A 15,657-nucleotide genomic window follows, 5' to 3' on the forward strand; every position below is an offset into this window, starting at 1 on the left:
CTGAAGGAAGCCCTCGGATGCCGGTTTGACCCTGATCAAAGTGCGCCTGTGGCAGAGGCCTAGCCTGAAGCAAGCACGTAACGCTTGCACGTTCGAGGCGCGTATGAGGCGGGAAGACAGCGGAGGTGTCCGGTTACTGGAAGTGTTACCGGGCCCAGGCATCCAGCAATGCTTGCGCCTGGAGCTGTGCGGCTCGCAGCTCACGGAAGCGATGCCGGGCCAGTACTGCCTGCTGGGCAGCCAAGGCGTTGACCTGTCGTGCAGCTACGTCAGCCTGCCAGGCATGGCCAGGCGCTTCATCGTGACCACGCATCGCACCCAAGCATTGGGGCAGGCAGGTGATGTTCTCGATTACTCAGGGCCGCTGGGCAGCGCTTGGCCGATTCCGTTGCACAGTGCGCGGCTGCTGGCGATCACCCGAGGAGAAGGGATCCTGGCGCTTCTTGGCTGCCTGGATGAAATCCTCTGCTGGCTCCCCTGGGTGCAGGTGCAACTGTCGCACGAAGGCTTCCCCCACGATCAGCTACCCGATGATTGTCTCCACAGGCTCTCGACGCTGTCTCCCCTGCCCCGCAACAGCTGCAGCGGATGGGCGCAAATTGCAGGCCAACTGACGCATTTCAAGCCCGACACCGTCTACTGCTGCGCGCCGGCGCACATCGCCCGCCAAGCCGCCCGCCTGTGCTGGCAACACGGCGTACCTGCACAGCGTATCTGGCTACGTACGGATCAAGTGGCGCCCCAAGCAGAGCGCTGGCGATCTGCGCTGGAAGGCCCGGTGCAACGCTATGACCGGGTGCTCGCGATGCTCAGCCGGCCTCCTCCACCCGGGTGAGGTTGACCAGGCTTTGCTGGTCGACAAGCCTGACTTCCCGACCGACGCATTCAATGAACCCTGCCTGGGTGAATCGGCTGAACAGCCGGCTGACGGTTTCGAGCGTCAGATCCAGGTAGTTGGCAATGTCGCCTCGGGACATGGGCAGCCTGAACAGGTCGGTACGTAGGCCCCGCTGGTGATACCGAGCCGACATGCCCAGCAGGAATATCGCAAGGCGCTGGTCGGCACGCCCATGGCAGCAGCGCAGGTGTTCATCCTTGCCCTGGATCCCCAGGCTGAGCATGTGCAACAGCTGGTAGCGCAGGCCGGGAATCTGCCCCGACAGGTCAACCAGTTGATCGAGCTTGATCGAGCAGACCAGCGATACGTCCAGCGCCAGGGCGTAGCTTCGGTAATGACTGGCACCGATGGCATCCAGGCCCAGCATTTCCCCCGGCAGGATGAATCCGCTGACCCGCTCGTTGCCTTCGGCGTCGAGCAGGAAATTCTTGATGGCCCCTGAGCGCAGGGCAAACACGTGATCCATGGGCTCATCGGCCTTGAACAGGTACTCGCCCTTCTTTAGCGGGCGATTCCGGCGCACGATGCGCTCGAGCTTGTCCACTTCGTCGGCACTGAGGCTGGCGGGCAGGCAAAGCCGGCTCAATGAGCACGCAAGGCACTTCACCTGGGGCCTTGCCCCCAAATCTTCAGAGCCTGTCATGACGATGCCTCCGCTTTCTCATGCAGGGCATATATAAAAACTAGCCGCTTCGCCTGAGCCATGCGCCATGGCCGACCAAGGGTCATCTGCCTCCCTGCCTGAACCTGAACAAGATCAAGACAAGACCGCGAGCCCTCGTCATGGTCATGCGCCAGGCAATCGTTTCCGGTGGCCCCAACGGGTACCTGAGCCGAACCATGAGGGCGAATGCGCCGCACCAGGTGAGGCAGGAATGCGGTCGAGCGACCTGCGATGACCGGCAACCGCGCACTTGATAACGATCAAGTCGATCAAGTCCTGAACGTTGAAACTGGATTTCCATCGTCCTTTTGCAAACGAGGAAATTGCCATGGCGACCGCCGATATGACCCCTAAGCACACCGCACCCTCGTTCCTCGTGCCCTCCGGCGAGCACTGGATCGAAGCACTCGACAATGGCACCCATGTGCTGATCAGGCCCTTGCAACCCAAGGACCGCCAGCGCGAAAAGGCCTTTATCGAACGGCTATCCCCAGAATCGCGTCATTTCCGCTTCCTGTGCCAGCTCAAAGAGCCTGGCGAGGCAATGCTCAACCAACTGATGAATGTCGACCAGGACCGGCACGCCGCCTATGTCGCGCTTGCCCACGTCGATGGCGAACTGCAGGAAGTGGGCATTTCCCGCTATGCCGCCTGCGAGAAGGACGACGAGTGCGAATGCGCGGTATCGGTCCTCGACAGCTGGCAGCATCACGGTCTGGGCCGTCTGCTGCTCAAACACCTGATCGACCATGCCCGCAGCAGAGGCCTGCGAGCGATGTATTCGATCGATGCCGCCTCGAACGTAGCGATGCGTGATCTTGCCCAGGCGGCGGGGTTCACCACGACCCGGGATCCGGATGACGCCAGCCAAGTCATCCATCGCCTCTCGCTGGTCTGAAACGGTGTCGCGGCGGTCCTGCTGGGCCGCCGTCAGCTATCCACCTGGGGGGATGACGTTGATGAACGCACCTTAGAACAGCTTGCTGGAGAAACTCTACGACCGGCAATCTCACGTTGACTCACGCAAGCTTGCCTTGTGCATGAGCGCCAGGACTTCTTCGTCGGTGGTCTGTGGAAAATCCAGGTACCAATAGCCGACCGAGACCATCCGCTCCGGCACCAGCGGGCAAATGACCTGTTCCACCTTTGCGTACAAGGCGTCGAGTGTGTCCGGGGGCGAGACCGGCACCGCAACCACGATGCGCGAAGGCGCCTGTACCCGCACCGCCTGAACGGCGGCCATCATCGAGGCGCCTGTGGCCAGGCCGTCGTCGATAAGGATCACCACCTGGTCCTTGAGCTGCAGCGGTGGGCGAATGCCCCGGTATTGCTTTTCCCGTCGCAGCAGTTCCTGGGTTTCCTGGGCCAGCACAGCCTCGAAACGGGTGCGGTCGATGGGGTACGCCCGGAGCGCATCGTCATTGAGAATGCGGATGCCCCCGCTGGCAATCGCGCCCATGGCGTACTCCGGATGCGAAGGCAGGCCGAGCTTGCGCACCACCAGCAGGTCCAGGCGAAGCCCGAGGGCCGTGGCAACTTCATACGCCACCGGCACACCACCACGGGGCAATGCGAGCACGATCGCATCAGGCCTGTTGGCGTATCCACGCAACGGCTCCACCAGGGCTCGACCGGCTTCGGTGCGGTTCGCAAAGGTGGTCTGCCGTGCAAGATCCTGAGTCATGGGAACCTCCTGCGTCGCGAAGGACGCCTGTTGATTCGATCGCCTATCGCGCGTCTAGGGCATCGTCTTGGCGGCCTCTTCGGGCAGCAAGTCGAACTGCGCCAGACACCGCCGCTCATCCGCGGGCGTCAGGGCCTTGAAGGTGCTCGCTTGCTGCAACGGTGTCGCGAACAACGCCAGTCGGATCACGCCATTGCGGTCCAGAAAGGCCTGCGCCAGGCATGAGCACACCGGCCTGCCCACCCGTGTGGCGAGGGGCTCGTCCTCGGGCGCCTCCACCTGGGCCTGCAAGTTGGCCTGGCATCTATCCACGATACGCTCCACGGAGCGGCCTGCCAGCCAGAGCGTGCTGGCGCCGAGCACAGCCAAGAGCGCCAGCATGCCCAGCAGCACATTCGACTCCCGGGCTACCGCCCGGATGAAGGCGAGCCTGGCCTGCCAGCCGGTGGTCTGCCCTTCGAAAATGGCTTTGCCCACTGTGCGCCTCACGCCGCGCTGCACGGCCCAGCCCACCGCGATGCTCAAGGCCAGCAACGTCAACAAGACCGCGGGATCACGCATCGGCAGGCGCCAGGACGGGCCCAACGCCTGGTAGGCGGAGGCGGCCACCACCCAGGTGACGATGGCCATGATCCAACCCAGACTCCCCTTGGGCCGCTGCATCCATGCTTTGAGTTTTGCCCCTGCTTGTGTATCCATGACAGCCTCCCGCGCCTGGCTAGCGCACAGGGTCTATGGCAACGGTTTCCTGATGTTCGGGTACGCAGACCTGCCATCCGAGCTCGAGGCTGATACGCCGGCGCAAGGTGTCGGCCGCGTGCGGCTCGCCATGGATGACATAGGTCTGGCGAGGCGGTCGGGCGAACCCGCGCAACCACTCCATGATTTCGTCAGCATCGGCATGCGCCGAAAGATTCTCCATCGCATACACCTGCGCCCTGATGGGCACATCTTCGCCATGTACGCGCACGCTGTGCGCGCCGGCGACGATATCGGCGCCGCGTGTACCACCGGCCTGGAAACCCGAAAACAGGATGCTGTTGCGGGGATTGGGCGCCAGCGCCTTGAGGTGATGCAGCACCCGCCCGCCGGTCGCCATACCGCTGGCGGCAATGATCACCGCCGGCTCGCGCAGCTGGTCCAGGCGCCGGGACTCATCGACGGTGCGGATGATGTGTGTGCCCCTGCACATCGCAGCGCACTCCGCCGGTGACAGGCGGTGCTCGCTCCTGAACTGCTGGTACAGGACGGTGGCATCGGTCGCCATCGGGCTGTTGAGATAGACCGGAATGTCCGGTATCAGCCCGTCGCGTTTGAGCTTGTACAGGTAGTACATCAGTAGCTGGGCTCGGCCCACGGCGAAGGATGGCACCAAGGTGATGCCATGGCGCAGGAGCGTCTGGTTGATGACCTGGGCCAGGTACTGCTCGGTGGATTCGTCAGGATGCTTGCGATCCCCGTAGGTGGACTCCACCAGCAGTACATCTGCCGTCCTGACCAGTTCGGGCGCGTGCATGATCGGGTCCTGCGGGCGTCCCAGGTCGCCGGAAAACAGCAATCGCTGGCCGTCGGCGGTGATCTGCACGGTCGCAGCGCCCAAAATATGCCCGGCCGTACGTAGCAGAAGCTCCATGCCCTCGGCAACCACGGTACTGTGGTGCAACTCTACCGGGCGAAACAGCGCCAGCGCGCGCTTGGCATCCTGCTCGGTATAGAGCGGGCGCGCCGGTGAATGCTTGGAATAGCCATGCCGGTTGGCGTGCTCGGCCTGCTCTTCTTGCAACCGGGCGCTGTCGAGCAGCAGGATTTCGGCCAAGGCGCAGGTAGCCGGCGTCGCATAGATCGGCCCGCAATACCCTTCGCGTGCCAACACCGGGAGGTACCCGCTGTGATCGAGGTGAGCGTGGGTCAGCACCACGGCATCGAGCGCACGCAGGGGGGCGGGCAAGGGCTCCCAGTTGCGCAGGCGCAACTGCTTGTAGCCCTGGAACAGCCCGCAGTCGATCAGCACGCGGGTGCTGTCGCGGGTCAACAGGAATTTGCTGCCGGTAACGGTGCCGGTACCGCCTAGGAAGGTCAGTTGCATGGCTGCGGCTCCCAGGTCTGGATCACATGGGGATGAACCGCCAGCACACTGCAAGGCGGTCGGCTGACGATGCGTTCAGTGGTATCGCCCAGCAGCTTGTCCAATCCCTTGGGCTGCACGACGCCCATGACCACCACGTCCGTATCCAGCACGGCCACCTGCTCGCGAATGACCTGCACAGGCCCACCTTCCTTGAAAAGCCGACGATCCTGGGGGACGCCTTCGGCATCGGCCAGGGTGTCGAAAGGCTCTTGGAGGGCGCTGTGCATTTCGTCGATCCACGCCTGGGTCACGTTCATGTCCGAGGCAAACACCCCCGCCAGGTTGTACGCCGACAGCAGGTGCAGCTGCGCATCGCACTGCAGGGCCAGCGCTTGCGCGGCCCGGACCAGCCCGCGATTGAACAGCGCCTGGGCCTCAGGGGTATCGCTGAAGGCGGTGTCCACGGCAACCATGATGCGTTTGGGCAGCGACACCGCCGCCGTTGGCACGAATTGCACCATTCCCTTGAACCCACGCATCAGCGCGCAGTCCAGCGGCGTGCCGAACAGCCGCGCCAGCGCCGGCGCCGCTTCGCTGTCCTTGATGACCATGTCGGGTTGCATTTCGCACAGGTAATCGATGGCCTGGCTGCGAATGTCTTCGGCATGAAGGCTGTCGACCGTCAGCGCGACACCGCTGGCCCGGTGCCGGTCGACCAGCTGCGCGAGGCGCTCGCGGTAGTGGTTAAACTGGCGCTTGATATCCGCCTCGTTCAGTCGCTCCTCCCGTAGCAGGTGCTCTTCGCTGGGTTCGAACAGCCCCAGTACATGCACGCTGGCCCCGCTGACATGGGCCAGGGCAAGCGCCCTGCGCAGGGCCGCGGAATGCGGATCGATGTCGGTAAGCAGCACCAGCAGTTGTCGATACTGACCCATGGCGGACCTCCGGGCTTGCACGGCAGGAGTGGGGATACAATCGATCTTCGGTAAACAGCCCCCTCGCCGCTTGATGCAGATCAGAAAACCACTCGTCCCGCATGAACTTGACGATTGTCAGAACCGGACCGGGCCACCGCGGTACAACGGTTCGCAGGGTATCGACCGGATCATCGGAGGCGACATGAACAAGCAACCCGTCAAGCAGCCGGACGTGGAGGAACATTGGGTGGAGCATCTTGCGGATGACGCTGTCGTACTGATCCGCCCACTGCGCGATGAAGATCATGAACGGGACAAGCGCTTTCTCAGCACGATCACCTATGAGTCACGGCGCTTTCGCTTCATCGCCGGGCTCAGCAGCGGCTTGCCCAACCTGGATGCACGGCTGATGCCGGTGGACTACCACCGGTGCATGGCATACGTGGCACTTGCGCATGAGGACGGCCAACTCAGACAGGTCGGCGTGAGCCGCTATGCAGGGATTCCCGGCAGCCACAATTGCGAATGCGCAGTCGCAGTCAGCGAACAATGGCAACGCAAGGGCCTGGGCAGGTTGCTGCTCAAGCACCTGATCGACGCGGCCCGGCGCAATGGCTATCACTGCATGGTGTCCAGGGACCTGGCAAACAACTATGCCATGCACCGACTGACCAAGGCGCTGGGCTTCACCTCACGTTACCTGGGGGGCGATGTCAGCGAGATCCTCCACGAGCTGGATCTCAGAACCTGAAACAAGGCCCTTGCGGGCCTTGGATGTCAGCCTCGGGAGCGTTCCGGCGAGATCACCAGCACGCTGCTGTCGAGCCGGTGCAGCACCCGCTCTGCCGTACTGCCAATGAACCAGCCAATACCATGATGGTGATAGCTGCCCATCACCAGCACGTCGGTGTCGTTGTTCTGCATGTACAACGCCAGGCCCTTGGCCGGATCGCCGACGCGCATGTGACGGTGCTCGGCGGCGATACCATTGCGCTCGGCCAGCGCCTGGAACGCCTCGCTCTGGGCTTCGTGAAGGGTCTTGAACAGGTTCGTGTCGAACAGGAACGAGTGCTCGCGACCACCGCCGGCGTCAACATACATCGAGCCCAGGTCATAGACGTACAGCAGGTCGATCTGGGCATTGCATTGCAACGCCAGCTTGAGCGCTTCACTGATGATCTGGTCGTTGAGCCCCTCGATCTGATCTTCGGGCCGGGACAGGTCCACTGCCGCCAGTATCTTGCGTGGCAGTGCATGACTGGCCTTGTTCACCAGATGCAGGGGAATGCTGGTTTCGCGCAGCAGCTGGATGTCCAGTGAGGTGAACATCGCGCGCACCCACCACGGCTCGTGCTCGAGCGCCTTGATGAGCATGGCGAATTTCTGCTCGCGCAGATGCACCAGGATCTCGTCCAGCGGATTTTGGACCCACACCACCTCGGTGGTGACCGTCACACCATTGCGCCGCATCGACAGTGCCTGGGTTTCCAGCCACTCACGGTGTTGGCGCACATACCCATCACGCATGACGGCAAGGGCCTGGTCGTTGACCAGCCCCGCGGTGGCAAGCCCTTCGAGGTAGTCGAAGGCCACGATGTGCAGGGGCATGCCCTTGGCCTTGGCCAGCGCGGCGGCTCGGTCATAGACCGGCGTGCGACGCATCAAGGGCGACACGATGAGCAAGAGTCGTTGATTGTCCATGACACACCTCTGCGGTTGGGGAAGCGTGCCTCGATCATCTGCCACCGGCGCCTGCCCGACTTGATGTTTATCAACTCGAACGGCTCAGACAAACGGCGGCGCCGGCGAACCGGGAATTTGACACGGATCAAAGCTCCAAAGCATTTACGGCGCACGCTAACCCCACAGCAACAGCAATCGTGCAATGCCCCCCCTGGTCTTCAGGGCCGTCGGCAGGACGCCATCGCACTACGAATCGATACGCATGTCCTTGCTCACGCGCGCTCTGGAGGTTCCGATGAACGTCTATATCGAGGTAAACGCCGATCAGCACCGCTGGTGTGTCCACATGGACCAATGGCACGTTGGCTTCAGAACGCCGGATGAGGCCGAACAGTTCGTCGAACGGCTCACGGCCCGGCTCAACGCCCCCCATTCGCTGGACATGCTCGCCGACTGCCCGATCTGGCACCACGTGGCGGGTATGCAGCCGCATGCCGACCAGGCAATGCCATCGCTCGGGCGATGCGTGAAGGAGGCCTGAAATGACCAGTCAGATCAGGGTCCGGATGCTCGAGCAGCCCATCCCCGCAGCCAAGGCAACCCCCATCCACCTCAAGCCGCTGGCGTCCCCGTGCCAGGAATGCCGGGTCAGCGGGCTGTGCCTGCCAACCGGCCTGCCGGTAAGCGACAGCACCTGTCTGGGCAGCCTGGTGGGCCCACGCATACGCATCAAGAAAGGCGCTGCGCTGTTCAATGCCAATGCACCGTTGGATACCCTCTACGCCGTGCGCTGCGGCAGCTTCAAGACGAGCCTGAACAATGCCGAAGGCTTGGGTGTGGTGATCAACTTCTGGATGCCAGGCGACGTGCTGGGGCTCGACGCCATTGCCACCGAGTTTCACGTGTGTGACGCCATCGCCCTGGAAGACAGCGAAGTCTGCCCCATTCCCTACCGGCGGTTGCAATCGCTGGCACGGGATTTTCCCGTCCTGCAGCAAAGCCTGAATCGCTTGATGAGCCGGGAAATCGTACGCGAGCACGAACGTGTGCTGATGCTGTGCAACCTCAGTGCCGAGGAGCGGCTTGCCAGTTTCCTGCTGGGCTTGTCCAAGCGCTTCGTCAGCCGGGGCTATTCCGCTCATGGCTTCATGCTACGCATGTCGCGGGAAGACATGGCCTCCTACCTGGGACTACGCCTGGAAACGATCTGCCGATCGGTCGCCCGCTTGCGCGCCCTGGGTATCGTCGACTTGCACGGCCGCCTCGTCGAGATTCTGGACATGCCAGCACTGATGGCCCTGGAACAGGGCTGTGGCGACGCCCAGCGTCCTGCCAGCACCTAGCCACCATGCTCGATTCCGCGACCCTGGCCCATGGCGCGGTGGCGCTGGGAATCGGCATGCTCGTGGGCCTGGAGCGCGAGCGCAAGAAAAGCCGCAGCGAAGATCAGACCGCGGCAGGGCTGAGAACTTTCGCCATCACGTCTTTGCTGGGCTACCTGAGCATGGTCCTGGCAGGTCCGATACTGGCAGCTGTCGCGTTCGTTTGTCTGGCACTGCTGGTGTGTATGTACTATCGCAAACATGCGCAGAAAGAGCCTGAAATCACCAGCGAAGTGGCCTTGCTGCTGGTGCTCGTGCTGGGCGCGCTGAGCCTGGAACAACCCGAGCTGGCAACGGCCGTCGGTGTCGTCCTGACGGTGCTGCTGACCCTGCGCCGCGAACTTCATCATTTCGTGTTGCAGCAATTGAGCGAAGCGGAAGTTCGGGACGGGTTGACGTTACTGACCATCACCCTGGTCGTGCTGCCATTGACGCCAGACCGGTTCATGGGCCCCTACGGCGCACTGAATCCACATGTAATCTGCACCCTGGTCGTGCTGTTGATGGCTGTCGGAGCGCTCGGACACATCGCCATGCGTGTGATGGGGCCTCGTTATGGCCTGCCGATAAGCGCGATCGCGTCAGGATTTGCCTCTGGCGCTGCCACCATCGCGGTGCTCGCTCGACAGGCCCGAACCGACAACCGAAATGCCAGATCGCTCGCAGCAGCGGCTGTGCTGTCCAACTTTGCCACGATCACCCAGTTCGCATTGGTCCTTGGCATCGTGGATCCGCGCTTGATAACCCCGTTCTGGCCATCGATCGGTCTGGGGGTGATTGCGACCTTCTGCGCTGGCGTCATCCTGTTAGCCCCTTGGCATACGGCGTCATCGCCTTCAGCCGCCAAACTGGCGGATGGCGCCTTCAGTTTATGGGTCGCGTTCGCCATAACCCTGGCCATTACAGGCATCGCGTTGTTTTCCACCTTCCTGCTGCGGCACCTTGGCCAACAGGGCGTCAACCTGGCGGCCTTCATCAGTGGCGTGGGGGATGCGCACGCGGCTACTGCGTCCATTGCGTCATTGGTGGCCGCCGGCCAAATGACCATACCAAGCCTGGTCGTACCCGCCATGATGGTATTGACCGGTAATACGCTGTCCAAATGCGTCCTGGCGTTGATCCGCGGTGGGCTGCCCTTCACCCGATACCTCGTTCCAGGGCAATTGACGGTGCTCGGCGCAATGTGGCTGGGCCTTCTGGTCACGGTGTAGGTGCGTTCCAGCCATCAATTGCCACGACGCGCCTCGACCCATTGGAACAGCGCCATCCCGGCGAGCATCGCAACCACGAACAACCAAGCCTGCCAATACCCGGCAGGCAGCAGGACCAGCGCCGGCCCTGGGCAGACACCCGCAAGCCCCCATCCGACGCCAAACAGCAGGCTGCCCCCGACCAGCCGGCGATCCACATCACGCCGGTCAGGCAGTTGCATCTTGCCGCCCAACACCGCCACGCCATGCTTGCGCGCCCAGGCCATGGGCAGCAACGCCACACCGATAGCGCCGACCATCACCAACCCCAGTGAGGGATCCCACTGCCCGGCAAGGTCGAGAAACCCAAGCACCTTGGCAGGATTGGCCATACCCGCCAGCAACAACCCCATGCCGAACAGAACCCCTGCGATAAAGCCACTGATACGGGACATGTCAGCTTCCTTGTAGAAGATGTCGAACGACAAAGACCGTGAGAAAGCCCGTTGCCATGAAGCACAGCGTGGCCACCAGTGAACGGGGCGACAGACGAGAAAGACCGCAGACACCATGACCACTGGTGCATCCACTGCCATAGCGTGTACCCAGACCGACCAGCAGACCCGCAATCACGAGCACCCAAGGGGTGGTGGCGAAATGCGCAGGCGGCAGCATGGCAAACATCGTCCACAGCAGCGGCGCTGCCAGCAGGCCCAGGAGAAACGCGATTTTCTCGCCACGCCCCTCAGCCCGACGCTGAAACACCGAGCTGAGCAAACCGCTGATTCCCGCAATGCGTCCGTTGGCGACCACGAACAGGCCAGCCCCCAGCCCGATCAGTGCGCCGCCAGCCAAGGCCGACCAGGGTGTGAAGGCCATCCAATCAATTGTCATCGCATCCTCCGCGATCGAGTTGAGCCCAATCTGAATTTTAATCCTACAGTTGATGGGCAGTGCCGAACTTCACCTACACAGGAGATGCAAGCATGGGATACGTCACGACGAAAGACGGGGTTGAGATCTTCTACAAGGACTGGGGCCCCCGCGATGCGCAGGTTATCCATTTCCACCATGGCTGGCCGCTCAGTGCCGATGACTGGGATGCCCAGATGCTGTTCTTCCTGGCCCAAGGGTTTCGTGTGGTGGCGCACGACCGCCGCGGCCATGGGCGCTCGAGCCAGGTATGGGATGGCCATGACATGGACCACTATGCCGATGATGTGGCTGCGGTGGTCGATCACCTGGGCACCCATGGCGCCGTTCATGTCGGCCACTCCACAGGCGGCGGCGAGGTCGTGCACTATATTGCCCGCCATGGGCAGGATCGCGTGTCCAAGGCTGTCATCATCAGTGCGGTGCCGCCGTTGATGGTCAAGACCGACGCCAACCCCGGCGGCCTGCCAAAATCGATCTTCGACGACCTGCAGGCCCAGCTTGCCGCCAACCGCGCGCAGTTCTACCACGACGTCCCCGCAGGCCCGTTCTACGGCTACAACCGCCCGGGCGCGAAGCCTTCGCAAGGCATCATCCTCAATTGGTGGCGCCAGGGCATGATGGGCGGCGCCAAGGCTCACTACGATGGCATCGTTGCATTCTCGCAAACCGATTTCACCGAAGACCTCAAGCGCATCACCCTTCCCGTTCTGGTCATGCATGGAGACGACGACCAGATCGTGCCCCATGAGAACGCCGGCGTGCTCTCGGCCAAACTGCTGCAGAACAGCACGCTCAAGCTCTACGCCGGCTTCCCCCATGGGATGCCGACCACACACGCCGAGACGATCAACGCTGACCTGCTGGCCTTTGTCCGCAGCTAGCCCTCGCTGATCCAGCCCTGCGCCCTTGGCGCGGGGCTGATGGGAATTGCACCGTGGCGACTGCTTCGCGGGTAAACCCGCTCAAACACGAGCACCGTCGCCCCGCGAACACCGTTTCAAGGAGAGCGAAATGACCATTCGCAGTCTGGCCAAAAATCTTCCAGCCGATCCTGGCAATGAGGGCTGTGTGCTGGGCTGGGGTGTACTAAGAGATCGCTATCCCTGGCATTTTGTGGATGTGTATGCCGACCAGACAACCGCCAAGGCAGAGGCCGAGCGTCGCGGTGATGGCTATGTCGTGGAATATGGCTCGCACCGCCTGGGCACGGATGACTTCGTTTGCGGAATAAATCCACCTGAAGGCTGACACCTACCCGCATCGTTGAAGCTGTGCTCGTGACCCGGTCGAGCTCAGACGATCACCGGCAATTGAAACGATTGTTAGCCTCCAGGTGAGGAATCCCCACCCGGAGGCCAGATCTGAATGCGCCGCTATAGAGCCTCAAGGAGCAGGGCTGTCTGTCTCGGGGCGGAATGTCACCCGATTGTTCGTCGAGTCCCAGCCCAGCATCACCTTGTCTCCCGCCTTGACGTGATCACCGAGTATCTCCTTGGCCAACCGCGTTTCCACCGCCTGGCGAATCTGCCGTTTCAGTTCACGGGCCCCGAATTCCGGCTGGTACCCGACCTCCACCAGATGATCAACCAGCGAGTCCTCGACCATCAGATGGATATCCTGGGCCGACGCGGTGCGTACCACCCGCTCCAGCTGGATCTTGACGATCGCGCGGATATCGTCGCGGGACAGCGCGTGGAACACGATGATGTCGTCGATGCGGTTGAGGAACTCCGGGCGGAAGTGCCCCTTCAGCACGCCCATCAGTTCGTCCTTGAGCGCCTTCTCGTCGGTGCGCTCGGCCTCGGGCCGTTCCAGGTTGGCCATGATCAATGGCGCCCCCAGGTTGCTGGTGGCGATGATGATGGTGTTGCTGAAGTCCACCACTCGCCCCTTGCCATCGGTCAGCCGGCCATCATCGAACACCTGCAACAGCACGTTGTTGACGTCCGGGTGAGCCTTTTCGATCTCGTCCAGCAGGATCACGCTGTAGGGCCGGCGCCGCACCCGTTCGGTCAATTGCCCGCCCTCGTCGTAGCCAACGTAACCGGGTGGCGCGCCGATCAGCCGGGCCACGGCGTGGCGCTCCATGTACTCCGACATGTCGATGCGGATGATCGCCTGCTCGTCGCCGAATACCGCCTCAGCCAGGGCCTTGGCCAACTCGGTCTTGCCCACACCCGTCGGACCGAGGAACAGGAAGGTGGCGATCGGTCGGTGGGCTTGCCCCAACCCCGCTCGCGACAGGCGCACGGCGTCGCTCACCGCCTGCACCGCGTCGCCCTGACCGATCAGGCGTGCGCGCAGGGTGTCTTCGAGCTTGAGCAGCTTCTGCCGCTCCTCCTGGGTGAGCTCGGCCACCGGCACGCCGGTCAGCCGCGAGACCACCTCGGCAATCGACGCCAGGGTGACCTCCAGGGTTTGCGAGCCGGTCTTGCGCTGCCAGGCCTCGGTCTGCTCTTCCAATTGCGCGTTCTTGGATTTGATCCGCTCTTCGAAATCCTTGGCTTCGTCGAAACGCTTGCGTGAGGTGGCGTAGTCCTGTTCGCGTTTGAGCTGCGCGATTTCTGCCTCCAGTTCCTGAATATCGGCTGGCCGCGAAGTCGCGCCGATGCGCACCCGGGCGGCGGCCTGATCGATCAGGTCGATGGCCTTGTCAGGCAGGAAACGCGTGGTGATGTAGCGGTCCGAAAGCTCCGCGGCGGCGACGAACGCCTCGTCGGCGAAGGTCACCTGGTGGTGGGCCTCGAGGCTGTCACGCAGCCCCCTCAGGATCACGATGGTCTGCTCGACCGAAGGCTCAGGCACCAGCACCGGCTGGAAGCGCCGCTCCAGCGCGGCGTCCTTTTCGATGTGCTTCTGGTACTCGTTAAGCGTGGTGGCGCCGATCAGGCTCAGTTCACCCCGGGCCAGCGCCGGCTTGAGCACGTTGGCGATGTCCAGCCCACCCTCGCCGCCGCCCTGCCCGGCACCCACGATGGTGTGCAGTTCGTCGATGAACAGAATCAGTTCGTCCGGTTTGGCGGTGACCTCATCGATCAGTTGCTTGGCACGCTCTTCGAATTCTCCTCGGTACTTGGCACCGGCGACCATCGAGTTGAGATTGACCTCGATCAGACGCCGCCCGCGCAGTACCTCCGGCACCTCACCCTTGACGATACGTTGCGCCAGGCCTTCGACGATGGCGGTCTTGCCCACGCCGGGTTCACCGATCAACACGGGGTTGTTTTTCTTGCGCCGGGCGAGGACTTCGATCGTGCTTTCGATCTCCTGCGCGCGGCCAAGCACCGGGTCGAGCTTGCCCTCGCGGGCCATGGCGGTCAGATCTCGGCCGAACTTGTCCAAGGTCGGCGTACCGGTGGGGGTGTCGACGCGGCCGTCCTCGGCGCCCTTGCCGACGACCTTGAGCACTTTCTGGCGCAACGCCTCGGGGGTGACGCCGTACTTCTTGAGCAAGGTGCCGGCGATACTGTCCGGCACCGAGGCCAGGCCGATCAGCAAGTGCTCGGGGCCAACATAGGAGTGACCAAGATCACGCGAGGCCTGGAAGGCGAAATTGAAAGCCTTCTTCAGGCGGGGGGAGATGGTCATCTTGTCGGGCGCCACTTCGCCGCTGCCGGGCTGGGCGTGCTGGTCGATGTAGCCCTTGATGTCGCTGGGCGACAGTTTCAGCTCTTTGAGCAGGGCCATGCCGACATCGGTGTCGGCCAATACGTACAGAAGGTGTTCCGAATCGACTTCGCTGCGGTTCAGCTCATGGGCCTTTTCGGCCGCGCGCTGAAGGATTTCCAGGGTCTGCTCGCTGAAGGCATCGGTCGGATCAATTGAGTCGCGCTGGACTTCAGCGGACAGGCCGGCACTGTCGGCAAAGTGATCCGGCAAACCACCCATGCCGCCGAAGAGGCTGGACAAACCGCCTCCAAGCAACGAGTCGAAGGGGTTGAGCATGCTTTGATGGCGCAGCAGTTGGCGGTAATCGTGGTCGCAGATGGACATGGTCTTGCGCTGTCCGTTTTGCGATACCGTCACGCGAGCGGTGGCGGGTCTTGCGTTGCAGATCTCACAGAGCGTGGCCATGATCGATAGGCTCCAGGGTTCGCGGACAAGTCCGACGGAAGTGGGCAACCGCTGGTGGGAAACGACGCCCCGCCGAGCAGGATGTGGGGAGCACGACAGATGAGATGGGGGTGCGCTTTCAGGTGAATCGTCGAGGTAACCGTTCACCTTAGTTGCAAACG

The 15,657-nt window shown here is 62.7% G+C and carries 17 protein-coding genes; 8 read left to right on the top strand and 9 right to left on the bottom strand.

What is annotated here, in order from left to right:
- Positions 1-103 precede the first annotated feature (103 nt).
- Positions 104-835 (top strand): hypothetical protein, encoded by a 732-nt coding sequence (locus ABOA88_RS04610; protein ID WP_440127972.1) that lies wholly within the window; start codon positions 104-106, stop codon positions 833-835.
- Here ABOA88_RS04610 and fnr read toward each other — a convergent pair.
- Positions 810-1,541, bottom strand: coding sequence for a fumarate/nitrate reduction transcriptional regulator Fnr (gene fnr / locus ABOA88_RS04615; protein ID WP_367851008.1), 732 nt, complete (start codon positions 1,539-1,541; stop codon positions 810-812). The genes ABOA88_RS04610 and fnr overlap by 26 nt on opposite strands.
- 349 nt (positions 1,542-1,890) lie before the next feature.
- Here fnr and ABOA88_RS04620 point away from each other — a divergent pair, with 349 nt between their 5' ends.
- The gene (locus ABOA88_RS04620; protein WP_367851009.1) at positions 1,891-2,460 is read left to right on the top strand and encodes a GNAT family N-acetyltransferase; all 570 of its coding nucleotides are present in this window, start codon (positions 1,891-1,893) and stop codon (positions 2,458-2,460) included.
- 111 nt (positions 2,461-2,571) lie between these two features.
- Here ABOA88_RS04620 and ABOA88_RS04625 read toward each other — a convergent pair whose 3' ends face one another.
- Genes ABOA88_RS04625 through ABOA88_RS04640 form a run of 4 tightly spaced genes read right to left on the bottom strand, consistent with a single transcriptional unit; the run spans position 2,572 to position 6,249 of the window.
- Positions 2,572-3,246, bottom strand: a complete 675-nt coding sequence (locus ABOA88_RS04625; protein ID WP_196168660.1) for a phosphoribosyltransferase — start codon at positions 3,244-3,246, stop codon at positions 2,572-2,574.
- 54 nt (positions 3,247-3,300) lie between these two features.
- On the bottom strand, positions 3,301-3,945 hold the full coding sequence (locus ABOA88_RS04630; RefSeq protein WP_367851011.1) for a hypothetical protein: 645 nt from the start codon (positions 3,943-3,945) through the stop codon (positions 3,301-3,303).
- 19 nt (positions 3,946-3,964) lie between these two features.
- A complete protein-coding gene (locus tag ABOA88_RS04635) occupies positions 3,965-5,332 on the bottom strand; it encodes an MBL fold metallo-hydrolase RNA specificity domain-containing protein (protein WP_196168661.1) in 1,368 nt (455 codons plus the stop codon).
- Entirely contained in the window at positions 5,323-6,249 is a 927-nt protein-coding gene (locus ABOA88_RS04640; RefSeq protein WP_196168662.1) for a universal stress protein, read from the bottom strand. The genes ABOA88_RS04635 and ABOA88_RS04640 overlap by 10 nt, the downstream gene beginning before the upstream one ends.
- Positions 6,250-6,433: 184 nt before the next feature.
- Between ABOA88_RS04640 and ABOA88_RS04645 the strand changes: the two genes are divergently transcribed.
- On the top strand, positions 6,434-6,982 hold the full coding sequence (locus ABOA88_RS04645; protein WP_196168663.1) for a GNAT family N-acetyltransferase: 549 nt from the start codon (positions 6,434-6,436) through the stop codon (positions 6,980-6,982).
- A gap of 26 nt (positions 6,983-7,008) precedes the next feature.
- Here the strand turns inward: ABOA88_RS04645 and ABOA88_RS04650 are convergent, their stop codons facing one another.
- Positions 7,009-7,932, bottom strand: coding sequence for a universal stress protein (locus tag ABOA88_RS04650; protein ID WP_196168664.1), 924 nt, complete (start codon positions 7,930-7,932; stop codon positions 7,009-7,011).
- 277 nt (positions 7,933-8,209) lie between these two features.
- Here ABOA88_RS04650 and ABOA88_RS04655 point away from each other — a divergent pair, with 277 nt between their 5' ends.
- Genes ABOA88_RS04655 through ABOA88_RS04665 form a run of 3 tightly spaced genes read left to right on the top strand, consistent with a single transcriptional unit; the run spans position 8,210 to position 10,507 of the window.
- Positions 8,210-8,455, top strand: a complete 246-nt coding sequence (locus ABOA88_RS04655) for a hypothetical protein (RefSeq protein WP_196168855.1) — start codon at positions 8,210-8,212, stop codon at positions 8,453-8,455.
- A 1-nt stretch (position 8,456) separates the two neighbouring features.
- On the top strand, positions 8,457-9,257 hold the full coding sequence (locus ABOA88_RS04660) for a helix-turn-helix domain-containing protein (RefSeq protein ID WP_196168665.1): 801 nt from the start codon (positions 8,457-8,459) through the stop codon (positions 9,255-9,257).
- Positions 9,258-9,262: 5 nt separating this feature from the next.
- A complete protein-coding gene (locus tag ABOA88_RS04665) occupies positions 9,263-10,507 on the top strand; it encodes an MgtC/SapB family protein (RefSeq protein WP_196168666.1) in 1,245 nt (414 codons plus the stop codon).
- A 14-nt stretch (positions 10,508-10,521) separates the two neighbouring features.
- Here ABOA88_RS04665 and ABOA88_RS04670 read toward each other — a convergent pair whose 3' ends face one another.
- Both ABOA88_RS04670 and ABOA88_RS04675 read right to left on the bottom strand, forming a co-directional pair.
- The gene (locus ABOA88_RS04670; RefSeq protein WP_196168667.1) at positions 10,522-10,941 is read right to left on the bottom strand and encodes a DUF6691 family protein; all 420 of its coding nucleotides are present in this window, start codon (positions 10,939-10,941) and stop codon (positions 10,522-10,524) included.
- Position 10,942: 1 nt separating this feature from the next.
- Positions 10,943-11,380, bottom strand: a complete 438-nt coding sequence (locus ABOA88_RS04675; protein WP_367851012.1) for a YeeE/YedE family protein — start codon at positions 11,378-11,380, stop codon at positions 10,943-10,945.
- 92 nt (positions 11,381-11,472) lie between these two features.
- Between ABOA88_RS04675 and ABOA88_RS04680 the strand changes: the two genes are divergently transcribed.
- The gene (locus ABOA88_RS04680) at positions 11,473-12,303 is read left to right on the top strand and encodes an alpha/beta fold hydrolase (RefSeq protein ID WP_367851014.1); all 831 of its coding nucleotides are present in this window, start codon (positions 11,473-11,475) and stop codon (positions 12,301-12,303) included.
- A gap of 130 nt (positions 12,304-12,433) precedes the next feature.
- Positions 12,434-12,670, top strand: coding sequence for a hypothetical protein (locus ABOA88_RS04685; protein WP_196168670.1), 237 nt, complete (start codon positions 12,434-12,436; stop codon positions 12,668-12,670).
- 135 nt (positions 12,671-12,805) lie between these two features.
- Here the strand turns inward: ABOA88_RS04685 and ABOA88_RS04690 are convergent, their stop codons facing one another.
- On the bottom strand, positions 12,806-15,499 hold the full coding sequence (locus ABOA88_RS04690; RefSeq protein WP_437437078.1) for an AAA family ATPase: 2,694 nt from the start codon (positions 15,497-15,499) through the stop codon (positions 12,806-12,808).
- Positions 15,500-15,657 lie beyond the last annotated feature (158 nt).

Source organism: Pseudomonas sp. PKS, assembly GCF_051913525.1.
In the GTDB taxonomy this organism is placed as follows: Bacteria; Pseudomonadota; Gammaproteobacteria; order Pseudomonadales; family Pseudomonadaceae; genus Aquipseudomonas; species Aquipseudomonas guariconensis_D.